This window comes from Pseudonocardia oceani (assembly GCF_019263585.2).
In the GTDB taxonomy this organism is placed as follows: Bacteria; Actinomycetota; Actinomycetes; order Mycobacteriales; family Pseudonocardiaceae; genus Pseudonocardia; species Pseudonocardia oceani.
The window spans coordinates 6,558,288-6,580,340 of record NZ_JADQDF010000001.1 but is presented as its reverse complement, the minus strand read 5'-3'; the positions used below and the strand labels follow the sequence as shown (position 1 = coordinate 6,580,340).

Below are 22,053 nucleotides of genomic sequence, written 5' to 3'. Positions count from 1 at the left end.
CGAACGGTAGGCGCTCACACGGCGGGTGCGGACACCACCGCCGTCGCCCCGTACTCCGTGCGCAGCGCGGTCTTGAGGACCTTGCCGCTGGGGTTGCGCGGCAGGGCCTCGACGATGACGACGTCGCGGGGCCGCTTGTAGGCGGCGAGGTGCTCGCGGGAGAAGGCGTCGATCTCGGCGGCGGTGGGCGGGTCGGCCGGGTCGCGCGGGGCGATCACCGCGAGCGGCGCCTCGCCGTAGTGCTCGTCGGCCACGCCGATGATCGCGACCTCGGCCACCTTGGGGTGCGCGGCCAGGGTGTTCTCCACCTCGGCGCAGTAGATGTTCTCCCCGCCCGAGATGATCATGTCCTTCTTGCGGTCGACGACGTAGAGGTAGCCCTCGTCGTCGGCGCGGACCAGGTCGCCGGAGTGGAACCAGCCGCCGCGGAACGCCTCGGCGGTCTCCTCGGGCTTGTTCCAGTAACCGCTCATGACGGTCGGCCCGCGGTAGACGATCTCGCCGACCTCGCCCGGGGCCACGTCGCGCATGTCCTCGTCGACGACCCGGACCTCGACGTTGAGGATCGGCTTCCCGATCGAGCCGATCTTGCGGATCGAGTCCTCCCCGCCGAGCATGCACGTGACCGGGCTGCACTCGGTCTGCCCGAACGCCGTGACGACCTCGGCCTGCGGGAAGGTCGCGATCATGGTGCGCAGCAGCGTGGTCGACGCCGGCGCGGCGCCCCAGATCGCGCGGCGCAGCGCCGACAGGTCGCGCTCGGCGATCCCGGGCTGCGCGACGATCGCCGCCCACTGCGCCGGCACGAAGAACACCGAGGTGACGCGCTCGCGCTCCAGCAGGTCGACCATGCCGGCGGGGTCGAAGCCGCCCGAGGGTGTGAGCACGGTGGCACCGCCCGCGACGAGGTTGTTGTAGTAGCTCGACGTGCCCGCGATGTGGAACAGCGGTGCCCCCGACATCCCCACGCCCGGCCCGCTCACCCCGGCGTGCACCAGGTTGCTGAACGCGTGCAGGTAGAGGTCGCGGTGCGAGAGCACCGCGCCCTTGGGGCGGCCGGTCGTGCCGGAGGTGTACATGATGAACGCGGGCGCGCGGTCGTCGACGGCGAGCTCGACGTGCTCGGGGGAGCCCGCGGCCAGCAGGTCCTCGTACCCGGCGCCGATCGTGACGACGGTGCCCGCACCCGCCGCCTGCGCCAGCGGCGTGAACGCGTCGTCGGCGATCACGACCGACGCGCCCGAGTCGCCGAGCACGTAGGCGACCTCGGCGGCGACGAGCCGGAAGTTCACGGGCACGCAGATCGCGCCGACCCGCAGGACCGCGGCCATCGCCTCGAGGTGGGGCACGGAGTTGAGCGCCAGCACCGCCACGCGGTCACCCGGGACGACCCCCGCGCGCGTGAGCGCCGAGGCCGTCCGGGACACGCGCTCGTGGGTCTGCGCCCAGGTCAGCGTCAGGTCGCCGTCGCGCAGCGCCACGCGGTCGGGCGTGGTGCGGGCGAACCGGGCGACGAGGTCGCTCATCGTCATCCCGCTCATGAGCAGGCCGGCCTCGGAGACTGCGGTGTCCACGCCCTCCACACTGGCCCCGGCCCGCCGCGGCGGCAAGGGGGTGGCGTCCGTCACGGGGCCCGGGCGGGCGGCGTGGGGGGCCGCGGAGGAGGGTCGGGCGGTGACCACGGGCCTCGACCGACGGCTGCGCCTGCTCCAGGCCGCCGCCCTCACCAGCACCTGCGACCGCTTCGCGATCGCCCCGCTGCTCGTCGTCATCTCAATGGACCTGGGGGCGTCGCTGGCCGCCGTGGCCACGGTCGCCAGCGTCTACTTCCTCGCCTACGGCCTCATGCAGCCGGTGTGGGGGCTGGTCAGCGACCGGATCGGGCGCGTGCGGGTCATGCGGATCGCGCTGATCGGCGCGGCACTGGGCGGCGTCGGGTCGGTCCTGGCCCCCGACCTGCTGACGCTGGGCATCACGCGCGCGGTGGCCGGGGGCAGCTTCGCCGCGCTGATCCCCTCGACGTTGGTCTACGTCGGCGACGCCTGGCCCGCCGCGGTGCGTCAGCGCCCGCTGTCGGACGTGCTGGCCGCGTCCTCGCTGGGCGTGGCCGCGGCGACGGCGGGTGCGGGCCTGCTCGCCGACCTCGTCGGCTGGCGCGCCGTGCCCGCGGCGACGGCGGCCGCCGCGGTGGTGCTGTGGTTCGCGCTGGCCCGGCTGCCCGAGCCCGACCGCGAGCCCACGGCCGGCAACCCGTGGCAGTCGCTGCGCGGGGTGCTGCGGACGCCGTGGGCGCTCGCGGTGCTGGCGCTGGCGTTCGCCGAGGGGATCGTCGTGCTCGGCGTGCTGACCTACCTCGCGCCCGCCGCGCAGTCGCTCGGCACGAGCGCGACCGTCGCCGGCCTGGTCGCGGCCGGGTACGGGGTGGGCGCGCTGGTCTGGTCGCGGCTGGTGCGCCGGCTGGTCGGGCGGGTGCCCCCGGCCGGGCTCGCGGCGGTCGGCGGCATGTTCCTCGTCGCCGCCTGGATCGTGCCGTGGGTGGCGCTGAACCTGGTGACGATCACGGTCGCGGGCGTGCTGGTCGGCGGCGCGTGGGCGTTCCTGCACTCGACGCTGCAGACCTGGGTCACCGAGGTCGTCCCGGCCGAGCGGGCGTCGGCGGTGGCGCTGTTCGCGGCGTCGCTGTTCCTGGGCAGCGCGGCCGGTACCGCGCTGTTCGCCCCGCTGGCCGAGGCGGGGGCGTACCCGCTGGTCTTCGGTCTGGCGGTGGCGGCCGCGGTGCCGGTCGCGGTCCTGTCGGCGGTGGGGCGGCGGGCGTACGCCCGGACGTGACCGCGATCATGGGCCGGTGGACGTGACGACGCCGGTCCGCCGTACCGGCACCCGGTGGGACCTGTTGGTCGTCGCCACGGCGGTGGGGCTCGTCGTCGCCGCGCACGTGGTCGGCGAGGCGCTCAAGGCCGGCGGCACCGACATCTTCCTCGGCCTGCCGCCGCTGCTGGCGGTGTACCTGCCGCACGCGGGCCCGGGGACGCCGGTGGCGCTCGTCGTCGCCGTGGCGGTGGTGCTGCAGGGCCCGGACCTCGCGCGGCGCCTGGCGTGGCGGCCGCTGCTGCTCGCGGCCTACGCGGCGTCGGCGCTGTGGACGGTGTCGCTGGCCCTGGTCGACGGCTGGACGCGCGGCGTCGTCGAGCGCCTCACGAGCGACCAGGAGTACCTGTGGGACGTCCCGCGCGTCACCGACGTGCCGGCGACGCTGCGCACCTTCACCGGTTTCATCCTCCCCGGGGCGGACGCGTGGGTCACCCACGTCGGCGCGCACCCGCCCGGAGTCCTGCTGTTCTACGTCCTGCTCGACCGCGCCGGCCTGGGCGGCGGCGGGGCGTCGGGCGTGGTGACGATGCTGGTCGGGGCGTCGGCGTGCGTGGCGGTGGCGGTCGCGCTGCGCGCGCTGGGGGCCGAGGGGACGGCCCGGGCCGCGCTGCCGTTCGGGGTGCTGTTCCCCGGCGCGGTGTGGGTGGGCGTGTCCGCCGACGGGATGTTCGCCGCCGTGCTGGCGTGGGGTGTGGCGCTGCTGGCGGTCGGCGCGGCCGGGCGGCGGCTGCTCCCGTCGCTCGTCGGGGGAGTGCTGCTCGGGTCCTGCCTCTACCTGTCCTACGGCCTCGTGCTCGGCGGGCTGGTGCCGCTGGCGGTGCTCGGTGTGACGAGGTCGTGGCGCGCGGGGCTCGCCGCCGCGGCCGGGGTGGCGCTCGTCGTCGCCGCGTTCACCCTCGCGGGGTTCTGGTGGTTCGACGGCTTCGCGCGCGTGCAGGTGATCTACGCGCTGAGCGTCGCGGCCACGCGGCCCTACGCCTACTTCGTCTGGGCCAACCTCGCCGCGCTGGCGCTCGCGCTCGGTCCCGCGGTGGTGGCGGGCCTGCGCCGCCTCGACCTCCCGCGCCCCGCCCTCCGGCTCGTGCTCGCGGCCGCCGCGGCGGTCCTGCTGGCCGACCTGTCCGGGCTGAGCAAGGCCGAGGTCGAGCGGATCTGGCTGCCGTTCGGGGTGTGGCTGGTGGTCGCCAGCGCGCGCCTGCCGCACGCGCGGGCCTGGCTCGCCGCGCAGGCCGGGCTCGCGCTCGCGGTGAACCACCTGCTGCTGACGGTCTGGTGAGCGCCCCCGGCACTGACAGAGGGTGCACGATGGCCGCGTGGACGCCGCGCGCGAGGAACTGCCCGCCGGACCGGTGACGCTGCGCCGGTGGGCACCCGAGGAGGTCGACGAGCTCTACCGGACCGCCGCGGAGTCGCTCACCCACCTCGCGCCGTGGATGGCCTGGGCCGCGCACGGCTACTCCGACGCCGACGCGCGCCACCACATCGAGCAGGTGCAGGTCGAGTGGGCCGAGCGCCGCGGCTACGGCTACGCGATCCGCCTCCCCGACGGCACCCTCGTGGGCGCCTGCGGAATGAGCGACCGGATCGGCCCCGGCGGTATGGAGATCGGTTACTGGTTGCACCCCGCGCACACGGGGAACGGATACGTGACCGCCGCGGCGGCCGCACTCACGGCCGAGGCGTTCCGGATCGGTGCGGATCGGGTCGAGATCGTGCACGACGTGGCGAATGCGCGCAGTGGCGCCGTTCCGCGGAGGCTCGGATTCACCGAGGTGGCCCGTCGCCCGCCCCAGGAGGAACGCACCTCCGGTGAGGCGGGCGAGGACGTGGTGTGGCGGCGGACGGCCCCCTGAACGAGGCGGTCAGTGGTTCTGGTGGTAGGCCTCGAGCACGTTGGACGGGATGCGCCCGCGCTCGGAGATCTTCATGCCCTGCGCGACGGCCCATTCACGAATGGCCTGGTTCTGCTCGCGGTCGGTGCTCGGCCGCGACGGCGCCGACGTGGCGGAACCCGCGGAACTGCGCCGCCCACCGGCCCGGCGGGCGGCGGCGACGAACGGGGCGAGGGCATCACGCAAACGGGCACTATTGGCGGTGGAGAGGTCGATCTCGTAGGACTTCCCGTCGATCGCGAACTCGACCGACTCGTCGGCCTCGGAACCGTCGATGTCGTCGACCAGGGTAACGGTGGTGTGCTTCGCCACGCACGTGCCTTTCTCCGGGGGTGCCCAATTGTTCTGCGGCCACGATAAACGACGTGCTGCCCCATTGTCGATCCGGGTCCCATTTCCCGTCCGGTGCACCGGAATTGACGTTCTCTTGACCATCGAGATGCCTGCTATCGTCCAGGGGTGAACGCGGATCGAGACGAGTTGGTGCGCCTGCTGCAGGCGTACGCGGGGGAGGCCGAACGGCTCTCGCAGGTCTTCGCGGAGCGGCACGCCCTGCACGCCACCGACCTCGCGGCGCTGCTCGCCGTCATGCAGGCCGACCGCGCGGGCGACCCCCTGACGCCGGGCCGGCTCGGGCGCCACCTGGGCCTGTCCTCGGGCGCCACGACGGCCGTCGTCGACCGGCTGGAGCGGGCCGACCACGTCCGCCGCGCCCGTGACGACCGCGACCGCCGCCGCGTCACGCTGCACTTCGGCGCCGCGGCCGACCAGGTCGCGTCGGCGTTCTTCGGGCCGCTCGGCTCCCGGATGGAGGCGCTGCTCGCCGGGTACGACGCCGCCGAGCTCGCCGCGGCCCGCCGGTTCCTCGGCGACGCCACGGAGATGGTGCGGGACTACCGGCAGGCGGTCACCGGCGACCCGCCGTGAGAGCACCCGGCGTGATCCGGTCGAGCGCGCGGCGCCAGCCGGGCCGTGGTGCGGTCTCCAGCGGCGCCGGGACGATCCCGGGCGCGGGCGGCAGGGCCACCTCGATCTCGCCGCCGAGCCGGAAGCCCGCCCGCAGCTCCAGGTCGTCGCCGCTCCAGAAGCGGCCCGGGTCGTACCAGTTGGGCCGGCGGTGGCGCGGCAGCAGATCCATCTCCTCGTAGGTGAGGGCGACGACCTCGGCGCAGTAGGCGGTCTCCAGGCCGACGGGCTCGGCGTCCCCGTCGGCGGTGCCGCTGTGCCACGGGAGCTGCGGCCACGGGAGCTGCGGTGTCCGCCCCCACAGCCAGCGGCCGGTGAGCCGGGCCGTCGAGGGGAACGGGGTGCCGTCCAGGCGCGCGACGGCCCGCAGCGCGCCGTCCTCCTCCGCCGGGCCGAGCGGGCCCTCCAGCTGGCGCAGCCACGCGCGCTGGCCGTAGCGGTGGCCCCACTGCAGCACGGCGTCGCGCATGTCGTGCAGCTGCACGCCGCGCTGGTGGGTGCCCGTCCACAGGTCGAGCAGCGAGCGACCGAGCTCGGCGTGCCACATCATCGGCGGCAGGTCGTCGACCACCACCGCCATGCCGACGTGGTTGACCGGGGAGTTCGTGAGGCCGCGGATGGCGCGGTCGGCCCCGCTGCTGCCGCGGAACACCCAGATGTCCCCGGTGCGGGCCAGCTCGCAGGCCCGGTCGAGGCTGATGACCGTCTTGCCCGATCGAGGTGGCGGCACGCCGGTACGGTAGCGAGATGCGCTGGTGGAAGGTGATCGGGCTCGCCGGGCTGGCGGGCGTCGCCGCGACGGGCGTGGTCACGGCCCGGGCCGAGCGGCAGCGGCGGGCCTACACGCCCGACGAGATCCGCACCCGCCTGCACGAGAAGGCCGCGCAGGCGGGCGCGACGGCCCGCTCGTAGCTCCAGCCCCCTGAGCGAACGGCACTCTCGCCCAACTCAGCTGGGCGAGAGTGCCGTTCGCGCGCACCGGAAGTCGGGTCCGCGCGTCAGAGGTTGGCCGTCACCGCGTCCAGGTGCTCCGCGAACCGCTCCCGCGCGGCCTTCGCGCGCGTCGGCACGTGCTCGGTGGGCACGTCGGTCGGGGTGTAGCCGCGCAGGATGCGCTTGGCGACCGTGGCCTTGTGCACCTCGTCGGGGCCGTCGTAGATGCGGGCGGCGCGGGCGGCGCGGTACATCTCCTCAAGCGGGAGGTCGCCGGAGAAGCCGAGCGAGCCGTGCACCTGGATGGCCCGGTCGATCACGTCGTGGAGCACCTTGGCGCCCCAGTACTTGATCATCCCGATCTCCAGGCGGGCGTTGGACGCGCCGACCTGGTCCATCGTCCACGCCGCGTGCAGGGTCATCAGGCGCGCGGCCTGCATCTCCGCGGCGCTGGTGGCGACCCAGTCCTGCACCATCTGCTTGTCGGCGAGCACCGAGCCGTGGGTGTGGCGGCTGACCGCGCGCTCGCACAGCATGTCGAACGCCCGCCGCGACTGCCCGAGCCAGCGCATCGCGTGGTGGATGCGGCCCGGGCCCAGGCGCTGCTGGGCGAGGCGGAAGCCGTCGCCGGGGTTGCCGACCAGGTTCTCCTTGGGCACCCGCACGCCCTCGTAGAGCACCTCGGCGTGCCCGCCGTAGAGCGCGGGGGAGTGCGTGGGGTGGTCCATCACCGGGATGTCGCGAAGGATCGTGACGCCGGGGGTGTCGGTCGGCACGATGATCATCGACGAGCCCTGGTACGGCGAGACGTCGGGATCGGTCACGCACATGACGATGAGGAAGTCGGCCTGCGAGGCATTGGAGCTGAACCACTTGTGGCCGTCGATGACGTAGTCGTCGCCGTCGAGCACCGCGCGCGTGGACAGCAGCGTCGGGTCGGCGCCCGCGCCCGGCTCCGTCATGGAGAAGCAGCTGCGCAGCTCGCCGCGCAGCAGCGGGAACATCCACCGCTCCTTCTGCTCGGGCGAACCGCCGATCGCGAGCAGCTCGGCGTTGCCCGAGTCGGGCGCCTGGTTGCCGAAGATGCCCGGCGCGTAGCGGCACTGGCCCAGGATCTCGTGCATCAGGCCCAGCCGGACCTGCCCGAACCCACCGCCGCCCAGCTCGGGCGGCAGGTGCGCGGCCCACAGCCCGCGCTCCTTGACGCGCTCCTTGAGGGGGGCGGTGATGCGGTCGTACGCGGGCCGGTCGAGATCGAGCACCTCGAGCGGGATGATCTCGTCGCGGACGAACCCCCGCATCCACTCCAGCTGCGCCTCGAACTCCGGTTCCGTGCAGAAGTCCCATGCCATGCCCCGCACGCTGCCACACCGCTCAGGCGGTGGCGAGCCGCCCGGCGAGCACCTCCACGCCGGGCCCGGACAGGTGCGGCAGTGCGGCGGGGCGCCCGCTCGCCGCGAGCAGCAGGTCGACGACGGTGCCGTGCACCGCGGGTCCCTCGCCGCCCGACCACTCCGCGTCCGTCGCGACCAGCTCCAGCCCCGCCACCCGCTTCGGCCCGCCCAGGAACCTGTTCGCCGCGACGTAGACGAGGGAGGGCAGCGCCACCTCCGTCCGCACCTCCCGCGGGCGCCCCAGCGGCCGGGCGACGTCCTGGCCGTGGATCACCAGGTCCATCAGCGGATCCATCGGGGTGCTGCCGGGGAACCGGCGCGACGACGCCGCGCTCTCGCGCAGCTGCCCGACCAGCTCGGCGGGGGTGAACCGGGCCGCGCGGGTGCGCGCGAGGTCGATCTCCATCCGGTCGAAGCTGCCGCGCGCCCGGATCGCGGCGCGCAGCAGGACCGGAATGCTCGCCCGCGTCGTCCAGGTCAGGTGGGCGACGACCTCGCGCACCGTCCACGCCGTGCACAGCGACCGCGCGTCCCAGTCGTCCCCGCCCAGCCCGTCGAGCCAGTCGGCGAACCCGCGCCGCTCCCGCCCGACCGCCGCCGCGATCTCCCCGGTCTCCAGCACCTGCTCGACCATCCGGCCCACCACCGTTCCCGTTCGACGTCGTGACGCACATCAGACCCGCTCACCGCGCGCGACTCATCGCCTAGGTTCGAGATCGTGGAGCACTCCTTCGAAGCGATGACCCCGGTGTCCTTCCTCGACCGCGCCGCCGCGGCCCACGGCGACCGCACCGCCGTCGTCGACGGCGACCGGCGCTGGACCTACACCGAGCTGCACGAGCGCTGCCGGCGCCTGGCGGGCGGCCTGGCCGCGATCGCCGACGGGCGGCCGGTCGCGGTGCTCGCGCCCAACACCCACGTGCTGCTCGAGGCCAACTTCGGCGTGCCGTGGGCGGGCGTCCCGCTCGTCGCGGTGAACACCCGGCTCTCGGCCGGCGAGGTGGCCTACATCCTGGAGCACTCGCGGGCGTCGGTGCTGGTGCACGACCCGTCGTTCGACGCCCTCGTCGACGACGCCCTCGGTCGCCTCGACGCGCCGCCGCGCCGGATCCGCGCGGGCGAGGAGTACGAGGCGCTGCTGGCCGGTGCCACCCCGTCGGCGGTGGCCGTCGACGACGAGCGCGGCCTGCTCTCGATCAACTACACCTCCGGCACGACCGGGCGCCCGAAGGGCGTGATGTACCACCACCGGGGCGCCTACCTGCAGGCCCTGGCCATGGTCGGGCACACCGGGCTGACGCCGAGCGCCGTGCACCTGTGGACGCTGCCCATGTTCCACTGCAACGGCTGGTGCTTCCCGTGGGCCGTCACCGCGGCGGGCGGCACGCACGTCTGCCTGCCCAAGGTCGACCCGCCGGAGGTGTGGCGCCTGATCCGCGAGGAGGGCGTGACGCACCTCAACGGCGCGCCGACGGTGCTGTCGATGCTGGCCTACGCCCACGAGGCCGCCCCGCTCGACGGGCCGCCGGTGAAGATCGCCACGGGCGGCGCGCCGCCGAGCCCGGCGATCCTGCGCCGGATGAGCGAGCTCGGGTTCGACGTCACGCACCTCTACGGGCTCACCGAGACGTTCGGCCCGGTGATGATCTGCGACTGGCGCCCGGAGTGGAACGCCCTCGACGCGGCCGAGCAGGCGCGGCGCAAGGCGCGCCAGGGCGTCGGCAACATGATCTCCTGCGCGGTCCGCGTGGTCACCGAGGACGGCGCCGACGTCCCGCAGGACGGCGGGACGGTCGGGGAGATCGCGCTGCGCGGCAACAACGTCATGCTCGGCTACCTCGCCGCCGACGGCGGGATCGACGCCGAGGCCACTGCGGAGGCGGTGCCCGACGGCTGGTTCCGCACCGGCGACCTGGGCGTCCTGCACCCCGACGGCTACGTGGAGCTGCGCGACCGCAGCAAGGACGTGATCATCTCCGGCGGCGAGAACATCGCGTCGGTCGAGGTGGAGCAGGCGATCGCCGACCACCCGGCGGTGCTGGAGGCGGCCGTGATCGCGGTGCCCGACGAGCGGTGGGGCGAGGTCGCCGCGGCCTACGTGACGCTGAAGGAGGGGGCGAGCGCGACCGAGGCGGAGATCATCGAGCACGTGCGGGAGCGGCTGGCGCGGTTCAAGGCGCCGAAGTCGGTGACGTTCGGCGAGCTGCCCAAGACGTCGACGGGAAAGATCCAGAAGTTCGTGCTGCGGGACGCGGCGTGGGGGGACGCGCCGCTGATCAGCTGACGGTGCGGTCCGGGGCGACGGTGCGCGCGAGCGCCTGCTCGATGTCGGCCACCAGGTCGCGCGGGTCCTCCAACCCGACCGACAGGCGCAGGTGCCCCCACCGGCGGAACTCCTCGGGCCAGTGGGCGGCCCGCGGGCCGTCGGTGCCGACGTGCACGATCAGCGACTCGTCGTGCCCGAGCGACACCGCCGAGGTGATCAGCTCCAGCGCGGCGACGAACCGGTTCTGCGCGCCCGGGTCGCCCCGCACGGCGAAGGCGAGCATCCCGCCGAACCCGCCGTCGAGCGTGCGTGCGGCCAGCGCGTGCTGGGGGTGGTCGGGCAGGCCGGGGTAGGCGACGTAGGCGACGCGGGGGTCCTGCGCCAGGAACTCCGCGACGACCTGCGCGCCCGCGCAGTGCGCCCGCATCCGCATCGGCAGGGTGACCGCGCCGCGCATGATCAGCCAGGCGTTGAACGGGCTGATCGTGGCGCCGGCGTTGACGCCCGCCTCCAGCCGGATCCGCTCGACGAGCCCGGCCGACCCGATCACCGCGCCGCCCATCGCGTCGCCGTGGCCGTTGACGTACTTGGTCAGCGAGTGCACGACGAGGTCGGCGCCCAGCTCCAGCGGGCGCTGCAGCACCGGGGTGGCGAACGTGGCGTCGACCGAGAGCAGCGCGCCGCCCGCGTGCGCGACCTCGGCGACGGCGGCCACGTCGGTGATCTTCGTGGTCGGGTTGGCCGGGGTCTCGACGTGCACCAGCCGGGTGGTCGGGCGCATCGCGGCGCGCACGGCGCCGGGGTCCGCGGAGTCGACGAGCGTGGTCTCGATGCCGTACTTGTCGGGCAGCAGCGCCGTGAGCAGCTGGTGGGTGGCGGCGTAGGTGACGTCGGAGCAGACGACGTGGTCGCCGGTGCGCAGCAGGGTGAAGAACACCGCGTGCAGCGCCGCGACGCCGGTGGCCAGCGCGAGCGCGGCCTCGCCGCCGTCGAGCGCGGCCAGCTTCTCCTCCAGCCACCCCTGGTTGGCGCCGCCGTTGCGCGTGTAGAGCGGGGTACCGGTGCCCGACCACGACAGCTCCGACGGGTCGTCGGGCAGGGCGTAGGAGTTGGCGGCCACGAGCGGGCGGCGGATCGCGCCGGTGCCGGGGTCGACGGCGTTGCCCGCGTGGACGGCGCGGGTGGCGAGGTGCCGGTGGGGCTCGTCGGTCACGTCTGCTCCGGCAGCAGCTCGGCGGCGAAGGCGTCGACGAATCCGCGCCACGAGGGCACGGGCACGCCCGGGTGCACGACGAACTTCGTGACGCCGACGTCGACGAACGCGCGCACGTGCTCGCGGGCGGCGGCCCAGCCGTCGGCGACGAGCAGGTGGGGGTCGAGTTCGGGGCGGCGCTTCGCGGCGGCGGCCAGCGCGTCGTCGCGCTCGGCGTCGGAGACGCCGGACGGGAGTACCGCGAGGTTGGTGCCGTAGTGGTCGTCCTCGATGGCCCGCCCGGCCTCGGCCGCGGCCGCCTCGATCCCCGTGCGGCAGGCGGCGGCCTCGCCGGGGGTGAGGAACGCGCCCAGCCAGCCGTCGGCCAGGCGCCCGATGCGGCGCAGCGCGGCCGGGGCCTGCCCGCCCAGCCACAGGTCGAGCGGGCGCTCGGGCAGCGGGCCGACGCGCGCGTCGTCGAGGTGGAAGAACGCGCCGTGGTGGGTGACGACGGGCTCGGTGAGCAGCCGGCGCAGCACCGTCAGCGCCTCGTCGAACACCGCGGCGCGCTGCCCGTCGGGCACCGGGAACAGCGTGCGCTCGGCCGGGCTGGCCGGGCGGAGGCCGAAGCTCGGCAGGATGCGCTTCGGTGCCAGTGCGACCAGTGACGCGAGCTGTGCGGCCACCAGCATCGGGTTGCGGCCGGGCAGCACGATCACGCCGGTGCCGAGCTTGAGCGTGCGGGTCCGGCCGGCCGCGTAGGCGAGCCCGACGACCGGGTCGATCGACGGCGTTGAGGCCTGGTCGGCCAGCCACACGGAGTCGACGCCGTGCTCCTCGCACGCGTCGACGAGCTCCGCGAGCTCGGGCCCGGGGGCACCCGACCCGGTTCGGACGGACCCCAGGCCGATGCGCACGCTCATGCCACCACGGTATCCGCCGGACGGTGGTGGACCGGGTTCCGTGCGGACCACGAGATCGGGAACACGTCAGGGGCGGGGCGTGCGGCGGCCCCGCACCACCCACCAGATCAGCAGGCCGCCCGCCACCAGGCAGAGGATGCCCATGCCGAGCCAGAAGCGGGAGCCGGTCATGAAGCTGCCGGGCAGCACGTTGGCCCCCTGCAGCGTCCAGACCACCCCGATGAGCAGGAGCAGCACGCCGAGCACGGTGGAGGCGACACGGGTCATGACGACGATCATGCCCGGCCTCCCCGCGTCCGGCCCCACGGGAACCCGGAACGCGCGGCCGTCGCCCGCGCCGGGTGTTCGACGCTCTGTAGAAGGTAGGGTGTCGGCCGTGACCGCTCCCGTCGCCGCCCGCCTGTTCCGCATCGTCGCCGTCGCCGAGGCCTGCTCGTGGGCCGGGCTGCTGATCGGCATGTTCTTCAAGTACGTCGCCACAGGATCGGACGGCGTGGGCAACGAGATCGGCGTGACCGTGTTCGGCCCGATCCACGGCGCGCTGTTCGTGGCCTACCTCGTGGTGACGCTGCTGGCGGCGCGGGTGCTGCGCTGGTCGCTGCCGACCACCATGCTGGCGCTGGCCGCGAGCATCCCGCCCCTGGCGACGCTGTGGTTCGAGCGGCGCGCCCGCAGCCGGGGTCAGCTCTCCGAGCCGGCGCCCAGCGCGCGGTAGGCCGGGCGCAGGACCTCGGTGAGCGGGACGCCGCGCACCGCGACCGGGAACTCCGGCAGCTGGTCGAGCAGCGCGTCCGACGGGATCGGCGGGCCGGACAGGCGCTGGCCGATGCCCGGACCGGCCGTGAAGTAGGCGTCCATCACGTCCTCCAGCGACCCCGCGCCGGGCGCCGCGGGCGCGGAGGCGGCACGGCGCTCGCGCAGCTCGTCGAGCAGCGTGTCCCGGTCGCGCCCGCGCAGCGCGAGCATCTGGAACGGGTCGGCGTCGAACCGCTCGGCCAGCACGTAGAACACCGCGGCGAGGTGCTTGCAGGGCACCGCGACGTCGGGGCAGGTGCAGTCCATGACCAGGTCGCGCGGCCCCGCGGGGAACAGCGCGAGCCCGGCCCGCGCGAACACGTCCTCGATGCCCCGCGGCATCTCCCCGCCCAGCAGCGCAGCGGCGTAGGAGGCGTCCTCGGCCAGGTAGCCGGTGATCTCGGCCCACTCGGCCTTGCCGTAGGCCAGGATCCCGACCCGCACCGCGTACGGCTTGGGCCGGCTGCCCTGCACCTGCGCGACGGCGCCGCCCGCGTCGACGTCGAGGGACAGGATCTGCCCCGCCCGGGCGTAGGTCCTCCCGCGCGCGAGGCGTCCGCCGACGACGACCTCCTCCAGCACCGCGAGGAACCGCCCCGACCACCACGTGCGCGCCACCTTCCCGCGCGCACTGTTGATCTGGATGCCGCCCTCGACGCGGCGCGGCCGGGCGGGCTCGGCGTCGCGCCACCAGTACGGGTCGGGAGCGTCAGGCACCGTCGCCCACCTCGTCGGCCACCTCGTCGAGCGCCTCGGCGCCGAGCGCGAACAGCGAGCGCAGCGAGTCGGTGGACAGCTCGGTGAGCCAGCCCTCGCCGTCGCCCACGACCATGTCCGACAGCGCCCGCTTCTTCGTGATCATCTCGTCGATCCGCTCCTCGACCGTGCCCGGGCAGAGGAACTTGCGCACCTGGACATTGCGCTTCTGCCCGATGCGGAACGCGCGGTCGGTGGCCTGGTTCTCCACCGCCGGGTTCCACCAGCGGTCCAGGTGCACGACGTGGTTGGCTGCGGTGAGGGTCAGCCCGGTGCCGCCCGCCTTGAGCGAGAGCAGCAGGATCGAGGGCCCCTCACCGGCCTGGCCCTGCCCGTTCTGGAACTGCGCCACCATCTCGTCGCGGCGCTTCTTCGACAAGCCGCCGTGCAGGAACGCGACCTCGGTGTCGAACCGGGCCGACAGGTGCGGCACCAGCATGTGCCCGAACTCGGTGAACTGGGTGAAGCACAGCACGCGGTCGCCCTCGTCGAGGATCTCGGCGAGGATCTCCTCCAGCCGCGCGACCTTGCCCGAGCGCCGCCCCACCGGCGAGCCGTCGTGCAGGAGCTGCGCGGGGTGGTTGCACACCTGCTTGAGCTTGGCCATCGCCGCGAGGACGTTGCCGCGGCGCTCGATCCCGTCGGAGCCCTCGATCTTCTCCATCATGTCGTCGACGACCGTGCGGTAGAGCGAGGCCTGCTCGCGGGTGAGCCGGTAGTGCTGCGTGATCTCGATCTTCTCGGGGAGGTCGTCGATGATCGTCGGGTCGGTCTTGACCCGGCGCAGCAGGTAGGGCCGGGTGACGCGGCGCAGCAGCTCGGCGGCCTCGGTGCTGCCGTGGCGCTCGACGGGGATCGCGTAGCGCGCGCGGAAACGGTCGGCCGTGCCGAGCAGGCCCGGGTTGAGGACGTCCATCACCGACCACAATTCCGAGAGCCGGTTCTCCACCGGCGTGCCGGTGAGCGCGACGCGGTGCCCGGCGGTGATCCGGCGCACCGCCCGCGCCTGCGTCGACCGGCTGTTCTTCACCTGCTGCGCCTCGTCGAGCACGAGGCGGTGCCAGGCCAGTGCACTGAGCTCCTCGACGTCGCGGGCGGCGGTGGCGTAGGTGGTGACGACCAGGTCGGCCCCCGCCACGGCCGCCGCCAAGGCGTCGCCCTGTGGACGACCGGCGCCGTGGTGGGCGTGCACCCGCAGGTCGGGCGCGAACCGGGCGGCCTCGCGCTGCCACGTGCCGACCAGCGACATCGGGCACAGCAGCAGCGTCGGGCCCGGGCTCCCGCCGGCGCGCTCGTGCGCCTCCAGGGCCAGGACCTGCACCGTCTTTCCCAGCCCCATGTCGTCGGCCAGGCACGCACCCAGCCCCAGCGACGACAGGAACGCCAGCCACGCGACGCCCCGCTCCTGGTAGGGGCGCAGCGTCGCGGTGAACCCGGGCGGCGTCGGGACCGGGGTGAGCGCGCGCTCGACCTGCCCCGACAGCAGGTCGCCGATCCAGCCGTCGGTGTGGATGGCGGTGACGGGGATCGGGGTGTCCCAGTCGTCGTCGTCGGGGTGGCGCTGGGCCAGGGCCAGCACCTCGGCGGCCGTGGGCGCGGTGCCGCCGCGGCGCGTGCGCGCCTTCTCCAGGAACTTGAGCCCGGCGGTGAGCCGCTCGGCGTCGACGCTGACCCACCGGCCCCGCAGCCGCACCAGCGGCGCCTTCGCGGCGACGAGGTCGGCGATCTCGTCCTCGGACAGCTCCTGGTCGCCCACCGCGAGCGACCACGCGAAGTTCGCCAGCTGCTCGCGGCCCAGCCCGCCGCGGGTGACGACCCGGTCGGTGGGCGTGGAGCGCGCCGAGAGCGCCAGCCCGACCGTGCGGGTGCCGTCCCAGCCGCGGGGGAGCTGCACCCCGAAACCGGCCGCGACCAGCAGCGCGGCGTCGGCGGTGAGGAAGCGGTGGGCGCCGTCGAGATCGAGGTCGAGCGCCGAGGGCCGGGGCCCGCGCAGCGCCCGCGCCAGCGCAGGCACCACCTGCGCCGCGCGGCCGAGCTCGGCGAGCAGCAGCTCCTGCGGCCCGGCCAGCAGCCGGTCGGCCACGCCGTCCCACACCGCCGTGGCGGGGACGAGCAGGCTCGGGTCGGCCGTGGACTGCAGCAGGAACTCCAGGATCCAGCGCGTGCCGTCGCCGGTCTGGTCGTCGGGGTCCTCGCCCGGGTCGGCCGGGTCGTGCAGCGTGGAGACATCGGCGAGCCGGAAGACCGCCGTGCCGTCGCCGGTGGGGGCGGTGCCGAAGGAGTCCCACTCCTGCAGGGCCTCGGCGAGCGGGCGGGTGTCGCCGTCGACGCGGGGATCGGGCGCGAGCAGCCCCGCCAGCCACACCTCGGTGACGGGCGGGTCGACCGCGGGCCGGGCGGGAGCCAGCGCGATCGGCTCGGCGGAACGGGCCAGCCGGTCGCGCACCGACGAGTCGACCAGGGCGTCGAGCGCGTCGAGGACGAGCGCCTCGGCGTCGGGGCGGTGGTGCTCGGCCCGGGCCACCGGGGGCAGCGCGCGGACCAGCCCGTCGAGCGCGACCGCGTCGAGGCCCTGCACGACGGGACGCCAGCGTGCCGTGTGGTCGTCCGCCAGGGTGGGCAGGACGCGCCCGCGCACGGTGAGGTCGGCGGCCAGCGCCGCCAGCTCGCGCAGGTGGGCGACCGAGGCGCCGTAGCGCACGTCGTCGACCGGGTCGTCCAGCTCCGCGACGTCGACGACCAGCGCGGGCACCGACCACGGCCGCAGCACCGGCCCCGACCGTGGGGGAGCGTCGCGCCCCCCGGACCGCACCAGCTCCGGCGAGGCCAGCGGCCCGCCCGGGCGCGACGGGAGCAGCAGCGTGAGCGTGGTGGCCTTGCCCGGGTGCAGCGCCGCGAGCGCCGCCGACGGCATCGCGAACGGGTGCGGGCGGGCCGAGCGCAGCGAGCGGCTGGTGGCCGTGGCCGGGCGGTCGCCGTCCTCACCCCACAGGACGACCCCGCGGCCGGGGGACCAGAGGGCGTGGACGGCGAGCACACGACCACGCTACGACGGCCCACCGACAGTCCGGGCGCGGCCTCAGGCCAGGCCGTACCGCGCGTGCTCCTCGGCCGGCACGAGGTCGGCGTAGTCCGGGTGCTTCGCGATCCAGCTCCGGACGAACGGGCAGGCCGGGTGCACCGCCAGGCCGCGGGCGCGTGCGGCGTCGAGCGCTGCCCGCACGAGCCGCCCGCCGAGCCCCCGGCCCTCGAACGCGGTGTCGATCTCGGTGTGGGTGAAGGTGATCACGCCGGGGCGGGTGCGGTAGGCCGCGAACCCGGCGAGCTTCCCGCCGGAGTGGATCTCGAAGCGGGACCACTCGGCGACGTCGAGGACGGTCGGCTCGGCGGGCTCGGCGGGAGTGGGGGCGGCGTCAGCCACGGGCACCTCCGTGCGGGATGTAGGTCGCGGGCACGACCCCCAGCTTGCCCTTCTGGTAGTCCTCGAACGCGGCCAGCACCTCGGCCTTGGTGTTCATGACGAACGGGCCGGCCCACGCGATCGGCTCGCGGATCGGCGCGCCGCCCAGGATGACGACGTCCATGCCGGCCAGGCGCGACTCCTGCGTCGCGTCCGCGGCCACGCTGATCACGTCGCCGGGCCCGTAGAGCGCGGCCTGCCCGGTGCGGACCGGGCGGCGGTCGGCACCGACCGTGCCCTGGCCGGACAGCACGTAGACCAGCGCGTTGAAGTCGCGGCGCCACGGCAGGCGGACCTGCGTGCCGGGGGAGAGGGTCGCGTGCAGCATCGCCATCGGCGTGTAGGTCGAGCCGGGGCCGGCGTGGCCGTCGACGTCGCCCGCGATCACGCGCAGCAGCGCGCCGCCGTCGGCCGTGCTGACCAGCGCCGACTCGCTCCCGCGCAGGTCCTGGTACTTCGGCTCCAGCCACTTGTCGGCCTTCGGGAGGTTCACCCAGAGCTGGAGCCCGTGGAACAGGCCGCCGCTCGCGACGAGGGCCTCCGGCGGGCGCTCGATGTGCAGCAGGCCGCCGCCCGCGGTCATCCACTGCGTGTCGCCGTTGGTGATCGACCCGCCGCCGCCGTGGCTGTCCTGGTGCTCGAACTCGCCGTCCATGATGTAGGTGACGGTCTCGAAGCCGCGGTGCGGGTGCCACGAGGTGCCCTTGGGCTCGCCCGGCGCGTACTCGACCTCACCCATCTGGTCCATCATCAGGAACGGGTCGAGATCGCGGAGCTCGATGCCCGCGAAGGCCCGCCGCACGGGGAAGCCCTCGCCCTCGAAGCCGGTGGGTGCGGTGGTGACCGACCGGACCGGGCGGTCGACGGCCGTGGCGTCCGGCTCGGTGACGCGCGGCAGGACGGTGATGTCGGGGACGGTGACGGCGGGCATCGGGACCTCCGGTGGTGCGGTTGTTGCTCGTGCAAACACTAGGGCCGTGGCCCGTGTTCCCGATACTGGCCCCATGGCACTGCGCATCGTCGACGGGCACAACGACCTCCCCTGGGCGCTGAGGAGAACGGGAGAGGTCGACGTCGCCCACCCCCAGCCGCACCTGCACACCGACCTCCCGCGGCTGCGCGCCGGGCGGGTGGGCGCGCAGTTCTGGTCGGTCTACGTGCCCTGCTCCTACACCGGCGACGCGGCCGTCACCGCTGTGCTGGAGCAGGTCGACCTGGTGCACCGGCTCGTCGCGCGGTATCCCGACCACCTCGCCGCGGCCACCACCGCCGACGACGTGGCCGCGGCGACGGCCTCCGGGCGGGTCGCCTCGCTGCTCGGCGCCGAGGGCGGGCACTGCATCGGCGGCTCGCTCGGGGTGCTGCGGATGCTGCGCCGCCTGGGTGTCCGCTACCTCACGCTCACCCACAACCTCAACGTCGAGTGGGCCGACTCGGCCACCGACGAGCCCGGCTGCGGCGGCCTGTCGCCGTTCGGCCGCGAGGTCGTGGCGGAGATGAACCGGATCGGGATGGTCGTCGACCTCTCCCACGTCGCCGACACCACCATGCGCGACGCGCTGGCGACGACGACCGCGCCCGTCCTGTTCACCCACTCCTCGTGCCGCGCGGTCATCGACCACCCCCGCAACGTCCCCGACGACGTGCTCGGCGCGCTGCGCGCCAACGGAGGCGTCGCGATGGTGACGTTCGTGCCGCGGTTCGTCTCGGGGGCGGTGGCCGCCTGGGACGAGCGCCTCGCCGGCGCGATGACCGCCGCCGGCCTGGAGCACCGCGACCTGCGCGCCCGCGACGCCTTCGCCGCCACCTGGGACGGGCCGCCGCCCCCGCGCGCGACGATGGACGACGTCCTCGCGCACCTCGACCACGCCCGGGAGGCGGCGGGGATCGACCACATCGGCATCGGCGGCGACTACGACGGGTGCCCCGAGCTGCCCGCGGGGCTCGAGGACGTGTCCTGCTACCCGGCCCTGTTCGACGCGCTGGGCGACCGCGGCTGGAGCGCGGCCGACCGCGCGAAGCTGGCGGGGGAGAACGCGCTCAGGGTGCTGCGCGCGGCCGACGACGCGGGCAGACTGCCGGCATGACCACCCCGCACACCGTCGTGCTCGAGAAGTACTCGTTCCTGGAGGGCCCGCGCTGGCGCGAGGACCGGATCTGGGTGTCGGACTTCTACACCCACCGCGTCCTGTCCGCCCGCGAGGACGGCTCGGACCTGCGGGTCGAGGCGGAGGTGCCGAACCAGCCCTCCGGCCTGGGCTGGCTGCCCGACGGGCGGCTGCTCATCGTGTCGATGCGCGACAGGAGGGTGCTGCGCCGGGAGGCCTCGGGCGAGCTCGTCACCCACGCCGACCTCTCCGAGCACGCCACCGGCCACCTCAACGACATGGTCGTCGACGCCGACGGGCGCGCGTTCGTCGGCAACTTCGGCTTCGACCTCATGTCCGGCGCACCGGTGCGTACGGCGTCGCTGGTGCGGGTCGACCCGGACGGCACCTCCACCGTGGTGGCCACCGACCTCAGCTTCCCCAACGGCGCCGCGTTCATCGACGGCGAGCTCGTCGTCGCCGAGACCCTGGGCAACCGGATCAGCGGCTTCCCCGTCGACGCCGACGGCTCGCTGGGCGCCCGCCGCGACTGGGCGTCCTTCGGGCCGCACCCGGCCTCGACCGAGGTGCCGGAGGTGCTCGGTGCGCTCGCGGTGGCGCCCGACGGGATGTGCGCCGACGCCGAGGGCGCGGTGTGGGCGGCCGACGCCCTGGGCAACCGGGCGGTGCGGGTCCGGCCGCGCGGTGACGTCGTCGAGTCGGTCGACGTCGGCACCGGCGTCTACGCCTGCGCCCTGGGCGGCGCCGACGGCCGCACCCTGTTCCTGTGCACCGCGCCCGGGTTCGCCGAGCACGAGCGGCGCGACACCCGGGAGGCGGCCCTGCTGGCGGTCCGGGTCGACGTCCCGGCCCCGTAGGTGCCGGTCCTCGACGACGCGCAGCGCCGCGCCCGCCTAGCCGCGGCCCCCGTGGCCCGGCTCGCGACGCTGCGCGCCGATGGCACACCGCGGCTCGTGCCGTTCACGTTCGCGCTGGTCGACGGCCTGATCTGCTCGGCCGTCGACGACGTGAAGCCCAAGCGGAGCACCCGCCTGGCCCGCCTCGACGACGTGCGCCGCGACCCGCGCGTCGCCGTGCTCGCCGACCGCTACGACGACGACTGGTCGCAGCTGTGGTGGGTCCGGGTCGACGGCACGGCCGCGGTGCACGAGGACGGTCCGCTGCGCGCCGGGGCGCTGGCCGCGCTGTGCGCGAAGTACCCGCCGTACGCCGCGGCGCCGCCCGAGGGCCCGGTCCTGGTGATCACCCCGGAGCGGTGGGCGGGGTGGACGGCCCAGGCCTGAACGAGTGGCAGTCCTAGGGACGGGCCCCGAGGTACCGCAGCACGGCGTCGGTCGTGGCCTCCGGCGCCTCCAGGTGCGGGGCGTGCGCGCAGTCCAGGACCAGCAGCTCCACCGGCCCGGTCGCGAGGTCGCGCACGGCCTCCACGTGCGCGAGCGTGCCGTAGGGGTCGGTGGTGCCCTGCACGGCCAGCACCGGGCAGGTGATCCCGGGCAGCGCGGGGCGCAGGTCCCACTCGCGGAAGGCGTCGCTGAGCCAGACGTCGTTCCAGTTGCGGAAGGCGACGTCGGGGTCACGGTGGCGTCGGGCCATCCGGGTGCGCAGGTCGCCGCCGTCGAAGGCGTCGCGGGCGGCCCGGACGCCGACGAGCCCGAAGGCCTCGGTGAACACGTGCGGCGCGAGCACCACCAGCCCGCCGACGGGCGCGGACGCGGCGTGCAGCAGCGCGATCGACGCCCCGTCGCTGTGCCCGACGAGCACCGGGTCGGCCAGGCCGAGCGCCTCCCGCAGCGCGGGCACCACGACGGCGGCCTCCTCGTGCATGAAGCCCACCTCGCGCGGGGCGGGCGGCGGGTCGGACCAGCCGTGCCCGAGCCGGGACCAGGCGACGGTGCGGCGCCCGGTGGCCTGCGCGACGCGCCGGTGCCAGCCGCGCCACAGCGCGACCGAGCCGAGGCCCTCGTGCAGGAACAGCAGGGGGGCCAGGGAGGGGGAACCGGGGACGTCGTCGAACTCGACACGCCCGCCGGGCACGGCGACGGTGGGGAGGTCGGACACCGCCCGAACGTAGCCGACGGGCCCGTCAGCCCGGCGGTGCGACGTCCGCGGCCAGGCGGGCCGGCGCGACGGTCCGGTAGGCGTCGGTGACGATCTCCGCGATCTCGTCCCAGTCGGGGCCGGCAGGGGTGCCGGGCTCGCCGTCGAGCCACGCCCCGACCCAGCCGCGCCCCCCGACGTAGGGCGGGTGGAAGTAGCGCTGCGGCGCCGCGGCCACCAGCTCCTCCTGCGCGCCGGGCGGCGCGGCGCACCAGAAGGCGACGCGGTCGTCGTGGTGGTGGTCGGCGTAGGACACGAAGGTGCGTCCGCGGCGCGTCGCCGGGACGAACCACGTCGGCTCACCGTGGCTGAGCTTCTCGCCCACCTCCGGCAGGGCGGTGCACAGCGCGCGCACGCGGTCGAGGACATCGTTCACGGCGCCCAGCATCGCACCGCCCCC

General features: G+C 75.0%; 24 protein-coding genes. 10 read left to right on the top strand and 14 right to left on the bottom strand.

The window, feature by feature from the left end; translation table 11 throughout:
- Positions 1-14 precede the first annotated feature (14 nt).
- Positions 15-1,574 carry a long-chain-fatty-acid--CoA ligase gene (locus I4I82_RS32920; RefSeq protein ID WP_226370399.1) on the bottom strand — a complete coding sequence of 520 codons (1,560 nt, stop codon included), beginning with the start codon at positions 1,572-1,574 and terminating at the stop codon, positions 15-17.
- Here I4I82_RS32920 and I4I82_RS32915 point away from each other — a divergent pair.
- From I4I82_RS32915 to I4I82_RS32905, 3 genes are read left to right on the top strand one after another with little or no spacing between them, the layout of a single operon-like run.
- Positions 1,567-2,829, top strand: coding sequence for an MFS transporter (locus tag I4I82_RS32915; RefSeq protein WP_226370398.1), 1,263 nt, complete (start codon positions 1,567-1,569; stop codon positions 2,827-2,829). The two genes, I4I82_RS32920 and I4I82_RS32915, sit on opposite strands and share 8 nt — an antisense overlap.
- A gap of 16 nt (positions 2,830-2,845) precedes the next feature.
- Positions 2,846-4,147 (top strand): hypothetical protein, encoded by a 1,302-nt coding sequence (locus tag I4I82_RS32910; RefSeq protein WP_218590985.1) that lies wholly within the window; start codon positions 2,846-2,848, stop codon positions 4,145-4,147.
- A gap of 37 nt (positions 4,148-4,184) precedes the next feature.
- The gene (locus I4I82_RS32905; RefSeq protein WP_218590986.1) at positions 4,185-4,724 is read left to right on the top strand and encodes a GNAT family N-acetyltransferase; all 540 of its coding nucleotides are present in this window, start codon (positions 4,185-4,187) and stop codon (positions 4,722-4,724) included.
- A 9-nt stretch (positions 4,725-4,733) separates the two neighbouring features.
- On the opposite strand, the gene I4I82_RS32900 is transcribed toward I4I82_RS32905, so the two are convergent.
- On the bottom strand, positions 4,734-5,075 hold the full coding sequence (locus I4I82_RS32900) for a histone-like nucleoid-structuring protein Lsr2 (RefSeq protein ID WP_218590987.1): 342 nt from the start codon (positions 5,073-5,075) through the stop codon (positions 4,734-4,736).
- 147 nt (positions 5,076-5,222) lie between these two features.
- Here I4I82_RS32900 and I4I82_RS32895 point away from each other — a divergent pair, with 147 nt between their 5' ends.
- A complete protein-coding gene (locus I4I82_RS32895) occupies positions 5,223-5,690 on the top strand; it encodes a MarR family winged helix-turn-helix transcriptional regulator (protein WP_218590988.1) in 468 nt (155 codons plus the stop codon).
- On the opposite strand, the gene I4I82_RS32890 is transcribed toward I4I82_RS32895, so the two are convergent.
- The gene (locus tag I4I82_RS32890; RefSeq protein ID WP_226370397.1) at positions 5,671-6,459 is read right to left on the bottom strand and encodes a hypothetical protein; all 789 of its coding nucleotides are present in this window, start codon (positions 6,457-6,459) and stop codon (positions 5,671-5,673) included. The two genes, I4I82_RS32895 and I4I82_RS32890, sit on opposite strands and share 20 nt — an antisense overlap.
- Before the next feature lie 17 nt (positions 6,460-6,476).
- Between I4I82_RS32890 and I4I82_RS32885 the strand changes: the two genes are divergently transcribed.
- Positions 6,477-6,641: a hypothetical protein gene (locus tag I4I82_RS32885; protein ID WP_218590989.1), complete on the top strand. Its 165-nt coding sequence runs from the start codon at positions 6,477-6,479 to the stop codon at positions 6,639-6,641.
- Between the two features lie 86 nt (positions 6,642-6,727).
- Here the strand turns inward: I4I82_RS32885 and I4I82_RS32880 are convergent, their stop codons facing one another.
- Together I4I82_RS32880 and I4I82_RS32875 are read right to left on the bottom strand one after the other, a co-directional pair.
- The gene (locus I4I82_RS32880) at positions 6,728-8,014 is read right to left on the bottom strand and encodes an acyl-CoA dehydrogenase family protein (RefSeq protein ID WP_218590990.1); all 1,287 of its coding nucleotides are present in this window, start codon (positions 8,012-8,014) and stop codon (positions 6,728-6,730) included.
- A 22-nt stretch (positions 8,015-8,036) separates the two neighbouring features.
- Positions 8,037-8,690 carry a maleylpyruvate isomerase family mycothiol-dependent enzyme gene (locus I4I82_RS32875; protein ID WP_218590991.1) on the bottom strand — a complete coding sequence of 218 codons (654 nt, stop codon included), beginning with the start codon at positions 8,688-8,690 and terminating at the stop codon, positions 8,037-8,039.
- Between the two features lie 81 nt (positions 8,691-8,771).
- Here I4I82_RS32875 and I4I82_RS32870 point away from each other — a divergent pair, with 81 nt between their 5' ends.
- The gene (locus I4I82_RS32870; RefSeq protein WP_226370457.1) at positions 8,772-10,340 is read left to right on the top strand and encodes an acyl--CoA ligase family protein; all 1,569 of its coding nucleotides are present in this window, start codon (positions 8,772-8,774) and stop codon (positions 10,338-10,340) included.
- Here I4I82_RS32870 and I4I82_RS32865 read toward each other — a convergent pair.
- From I4I82_RS32865 to I4I82_RS32855, 3 genes are all read right to left on the bottom strand, one after another.
- The gene (locus tag I4I82_RS32865) at positions 10,333-11,535 is read right to left on the bottom strand and encodes a trans-sulfuration enzyme family protein (RefSeq protein ID WP_218590992.1); all 1,203 of its coding nucleotides are present in this window, start codon (positions 11,533-11,535) and stop codon (positions 10,333-10,335) included. The two genes, I4I82_RS32870 and I4I82_RS32865, sit on opposite strands and share 8 nt — an antisense overlap.
- Entirely contained in the window at positions 11,532-12,437 is a 906-nt protein-coding gene (locus I4I82_RS32860; RefSeq protein ID WP_218590993.1) for a TIGR03854 family LLM class F420-dependent oxidoreductase, read from the bottom strand. Before I4I82_RS32860 ends, I4I82_RS32865 begins: the two co-directional genes overlap by 4 nt.
- 66 nt (positions 12,438-12,503) lie before the next feature.
- Positions 12,504-12,704: a hypothetical protein gene (locus I4I82_RS32855; RefSeq protein WP_218590994.1), complete on the bottom strand. Its 201-nt coding sequence runs from the start codon at positions 12,702-12,704 to the stop codon at positions 12,504-12,506.
- Between the two features lie 109 nt (positions 12,705-12,813).
- On the opposite strand from I4I82_RS32855, the gene I4I82_RS32850 reads away from it, so the two are divergent.
- A complete protein-coding gene (locus I4I82_RS32850; RefSeq protein WP_226370396.1) occupies positions 12,814-13,152 on the top strand; it encodes a DUF3817 domain-containing protein in 339 nt (112 codons plus the stop codon).
- Here I4I82_RS32850 and I4I82_RS32845 read toward each other — a convergent pair.
- Genes I4I82_RS32845 through I4I82_RS32830 form a run of 4 tightly spaced genes read right to left on the bottom strand, consistent with a single transcriptional unit; the run spans position 13,119 to position 18,379 of the window.
- Positions 13,119-13,949, bottom strand: a complete 831-nt coding sequence (locus I4I82_RS32845) for an SWIM zinc finger family protein (RefSeq protein WP_218590995.1) — start codon at positions 13,947-13,949, stop codon at positions 13,119-13,121. The two genes, I4I82_RS32850 and I4I82_RS32845, sit on opposite strands and share 34 nt — an antisense overlap.
- Positions 13,942-17,025 (bottom strand): DEAD/DEAH box helicase, encoded by a 3,084-nt coding sequence (locus I4I82_RS32840; protein WP_218596375.1) that lies wholly within the window; start codon positions 17,023-17,025, stop codon positions 13,942-13,944. Before I4I82_RS32840 ends, I4I82_RS32845 begins: the two co-directional genes overlap by 8 nt.
- Before the next feature lie 42 nt (positions 17,026-17,067).
- Entirely contained in the window at positions 17,068-17,409 is a 342-nt protein-coding gene (locus I4I82_RS32835; protein ID WP_218590996.1) for a GNAT family N-acetyltransferase, read from the bottom strand.
- A complete protein-coding gene (locus I4I82_RS32830) occupies positions 17,402-18,379 on the bottom strand; it encodes a pirin family protein (RefSeq protein ID WP_218590997.1) in 978 nt (325 codons plus the stop codon). The genes I4I82_RS32835 and I4I82_RS32830 overlap by 8 nt, the downstream gene beginning before the upstream one ends.
- Positions 18,380-18,452: 73 nt before the next feature.
- Between I4I82_RS32830 and I4I82_RS32825 the strand changes: the two genes are divergently transcribed.
- The 3 genes from I4I82_RS32825 to I4I82_RS32815 are packed head-to-tail and all read left to right on the top strand — an operon-like array spanning position 18,453 to position 20,839.
- Positions 18,453-19,535 (top strand): dipeptidase, encoded by a 1,083-nt coding sequence (locus tag I4I82_RS32825; RefSeq protein ID WP_218590998.1) that lies wholly within the window; start codon positions 18,453-18,455, stop codon positions 19,533-19,535.
- A complete protein-coding gene (locus I4I82_RS32820) occupies positions 19,532-20,413 on the top strand; it encodes an SMP-30/gluconolactonase/LRE family protein (protein WP_218590999.1) in 882 nt (293 codons plus the stop codon). Before I4I82_RS32825 ends, I4I82_RS32820 begins: the two co-directional genes overlap by 4 nt.
- Entirely contained in the window at positions 20,414-20,839 is a 426-nt protein-coding gene (locus I4I82_RS32815; RefSeq protein ID WP_218591000.1) for a TIGR03668 family PPOX class F420-dependent oxidoreductase, read from the top strand. It begins immediately after the preceding gene.
- Positions 20,840-20,852: 13 nt separating this feature from the next.
- Here I4I82_RS32815 and I4I82_RS32810 read toward each other — a convergent pair whose 3' ends face one another.
- Both I4I82_RS32810 and I4I82_RS32805 read right to left on the bottom strand, forming a co-directional pair.
- Positions 20,853-21,614 (bottom strand): alpha/beta fold hydrolase, encoded by a 762-nt coding sequence (locus tag I4I82_RS32810; RefSeq protein ID WP_218596374.1) that lies wholly within the window; start codon positions 21,612-21,614, stop codon positions 20,853-20,855.
- A 25-nt stretch (positions 21,615-21,639) separates the two neighbouring features.
- Positions 21,640-22,029, bottom strand: a complete 390-nt coding sequence (locus I4I82_RS32805) for an MmcQ/YjbR family DNA-binding protein (protein ID WP_372451538.1) — start codon at positions 22,027-22,029, stop codon at positions 21,640-21,642.
- Positions 22,030-22,053 lie beyond the last annotated feature (24 nt).

What these genes read in the sequence shown, in the direction of transcription:
- I4I82_RS32885 (WP_218590989.1), top strand. Translation starts at nt 6,477, where the DNA reads ATGCGCTGGTGGAAGGTGATCGGGCTCGCCGGGCTGGCGGGCGTCGCC.
- I4I82_RS32880 (WP_218590990.1), bottom strand. Translation starts at nt 8,014, where the DNA reads ATGGCATGGGACTTCTGCACGGAACCGGAGTTCGAGGCGCAGCTGGAG.
- I4I82_RS32875 (WP_218590991.1), bottom strand. Translation starts at nt 8,690, where the DNA reads ATGGTCGAGCAGGTGCTGGAGACCGGGGAGATCGCGGCGGCGGTCGGG.
- I4I82_RS32860 (WP_218590993.1), bottom strand. Translation starts at nt 12,437, where the DNA reads ATGAGCGTGCGCATCGGCCTGGGGTCCGTCCGAACCGGGTCGGGTGCC.
- I4I82_RS32855 (WP_218590994.1), bottom strand. Translation starts at nt 12,704, where the DNA reads ATGACCCGTGTCGCCTCCACCGTGCTCGGCGTGCTGCTCCTGCTCATC.
- I4I82_RS32830 (WP_218590997.1), bottom strand. Translation starts at nt 18,379, where the DNA reads ATGCCCGCCGTCACCGTCCCCGACATCACCGTCCTGCCGCGCGTCACC.
- I4I82_RS32825 (WP_218590998.1), top strand. Translation starts at nt 18,453, where the DNA reads ATGGCACTGCGCATCGTCGACGGGCACAACGACCTCCCCTGGGCGCTG.
- I4I82_RS32820 (WP_218590999.1), top strand. Translation starts at nt 19,532, where the DNA reads ATGACCACCCCGCACACCGTCGTGCTCGAGAAGTACTCGTTCCTGGAG.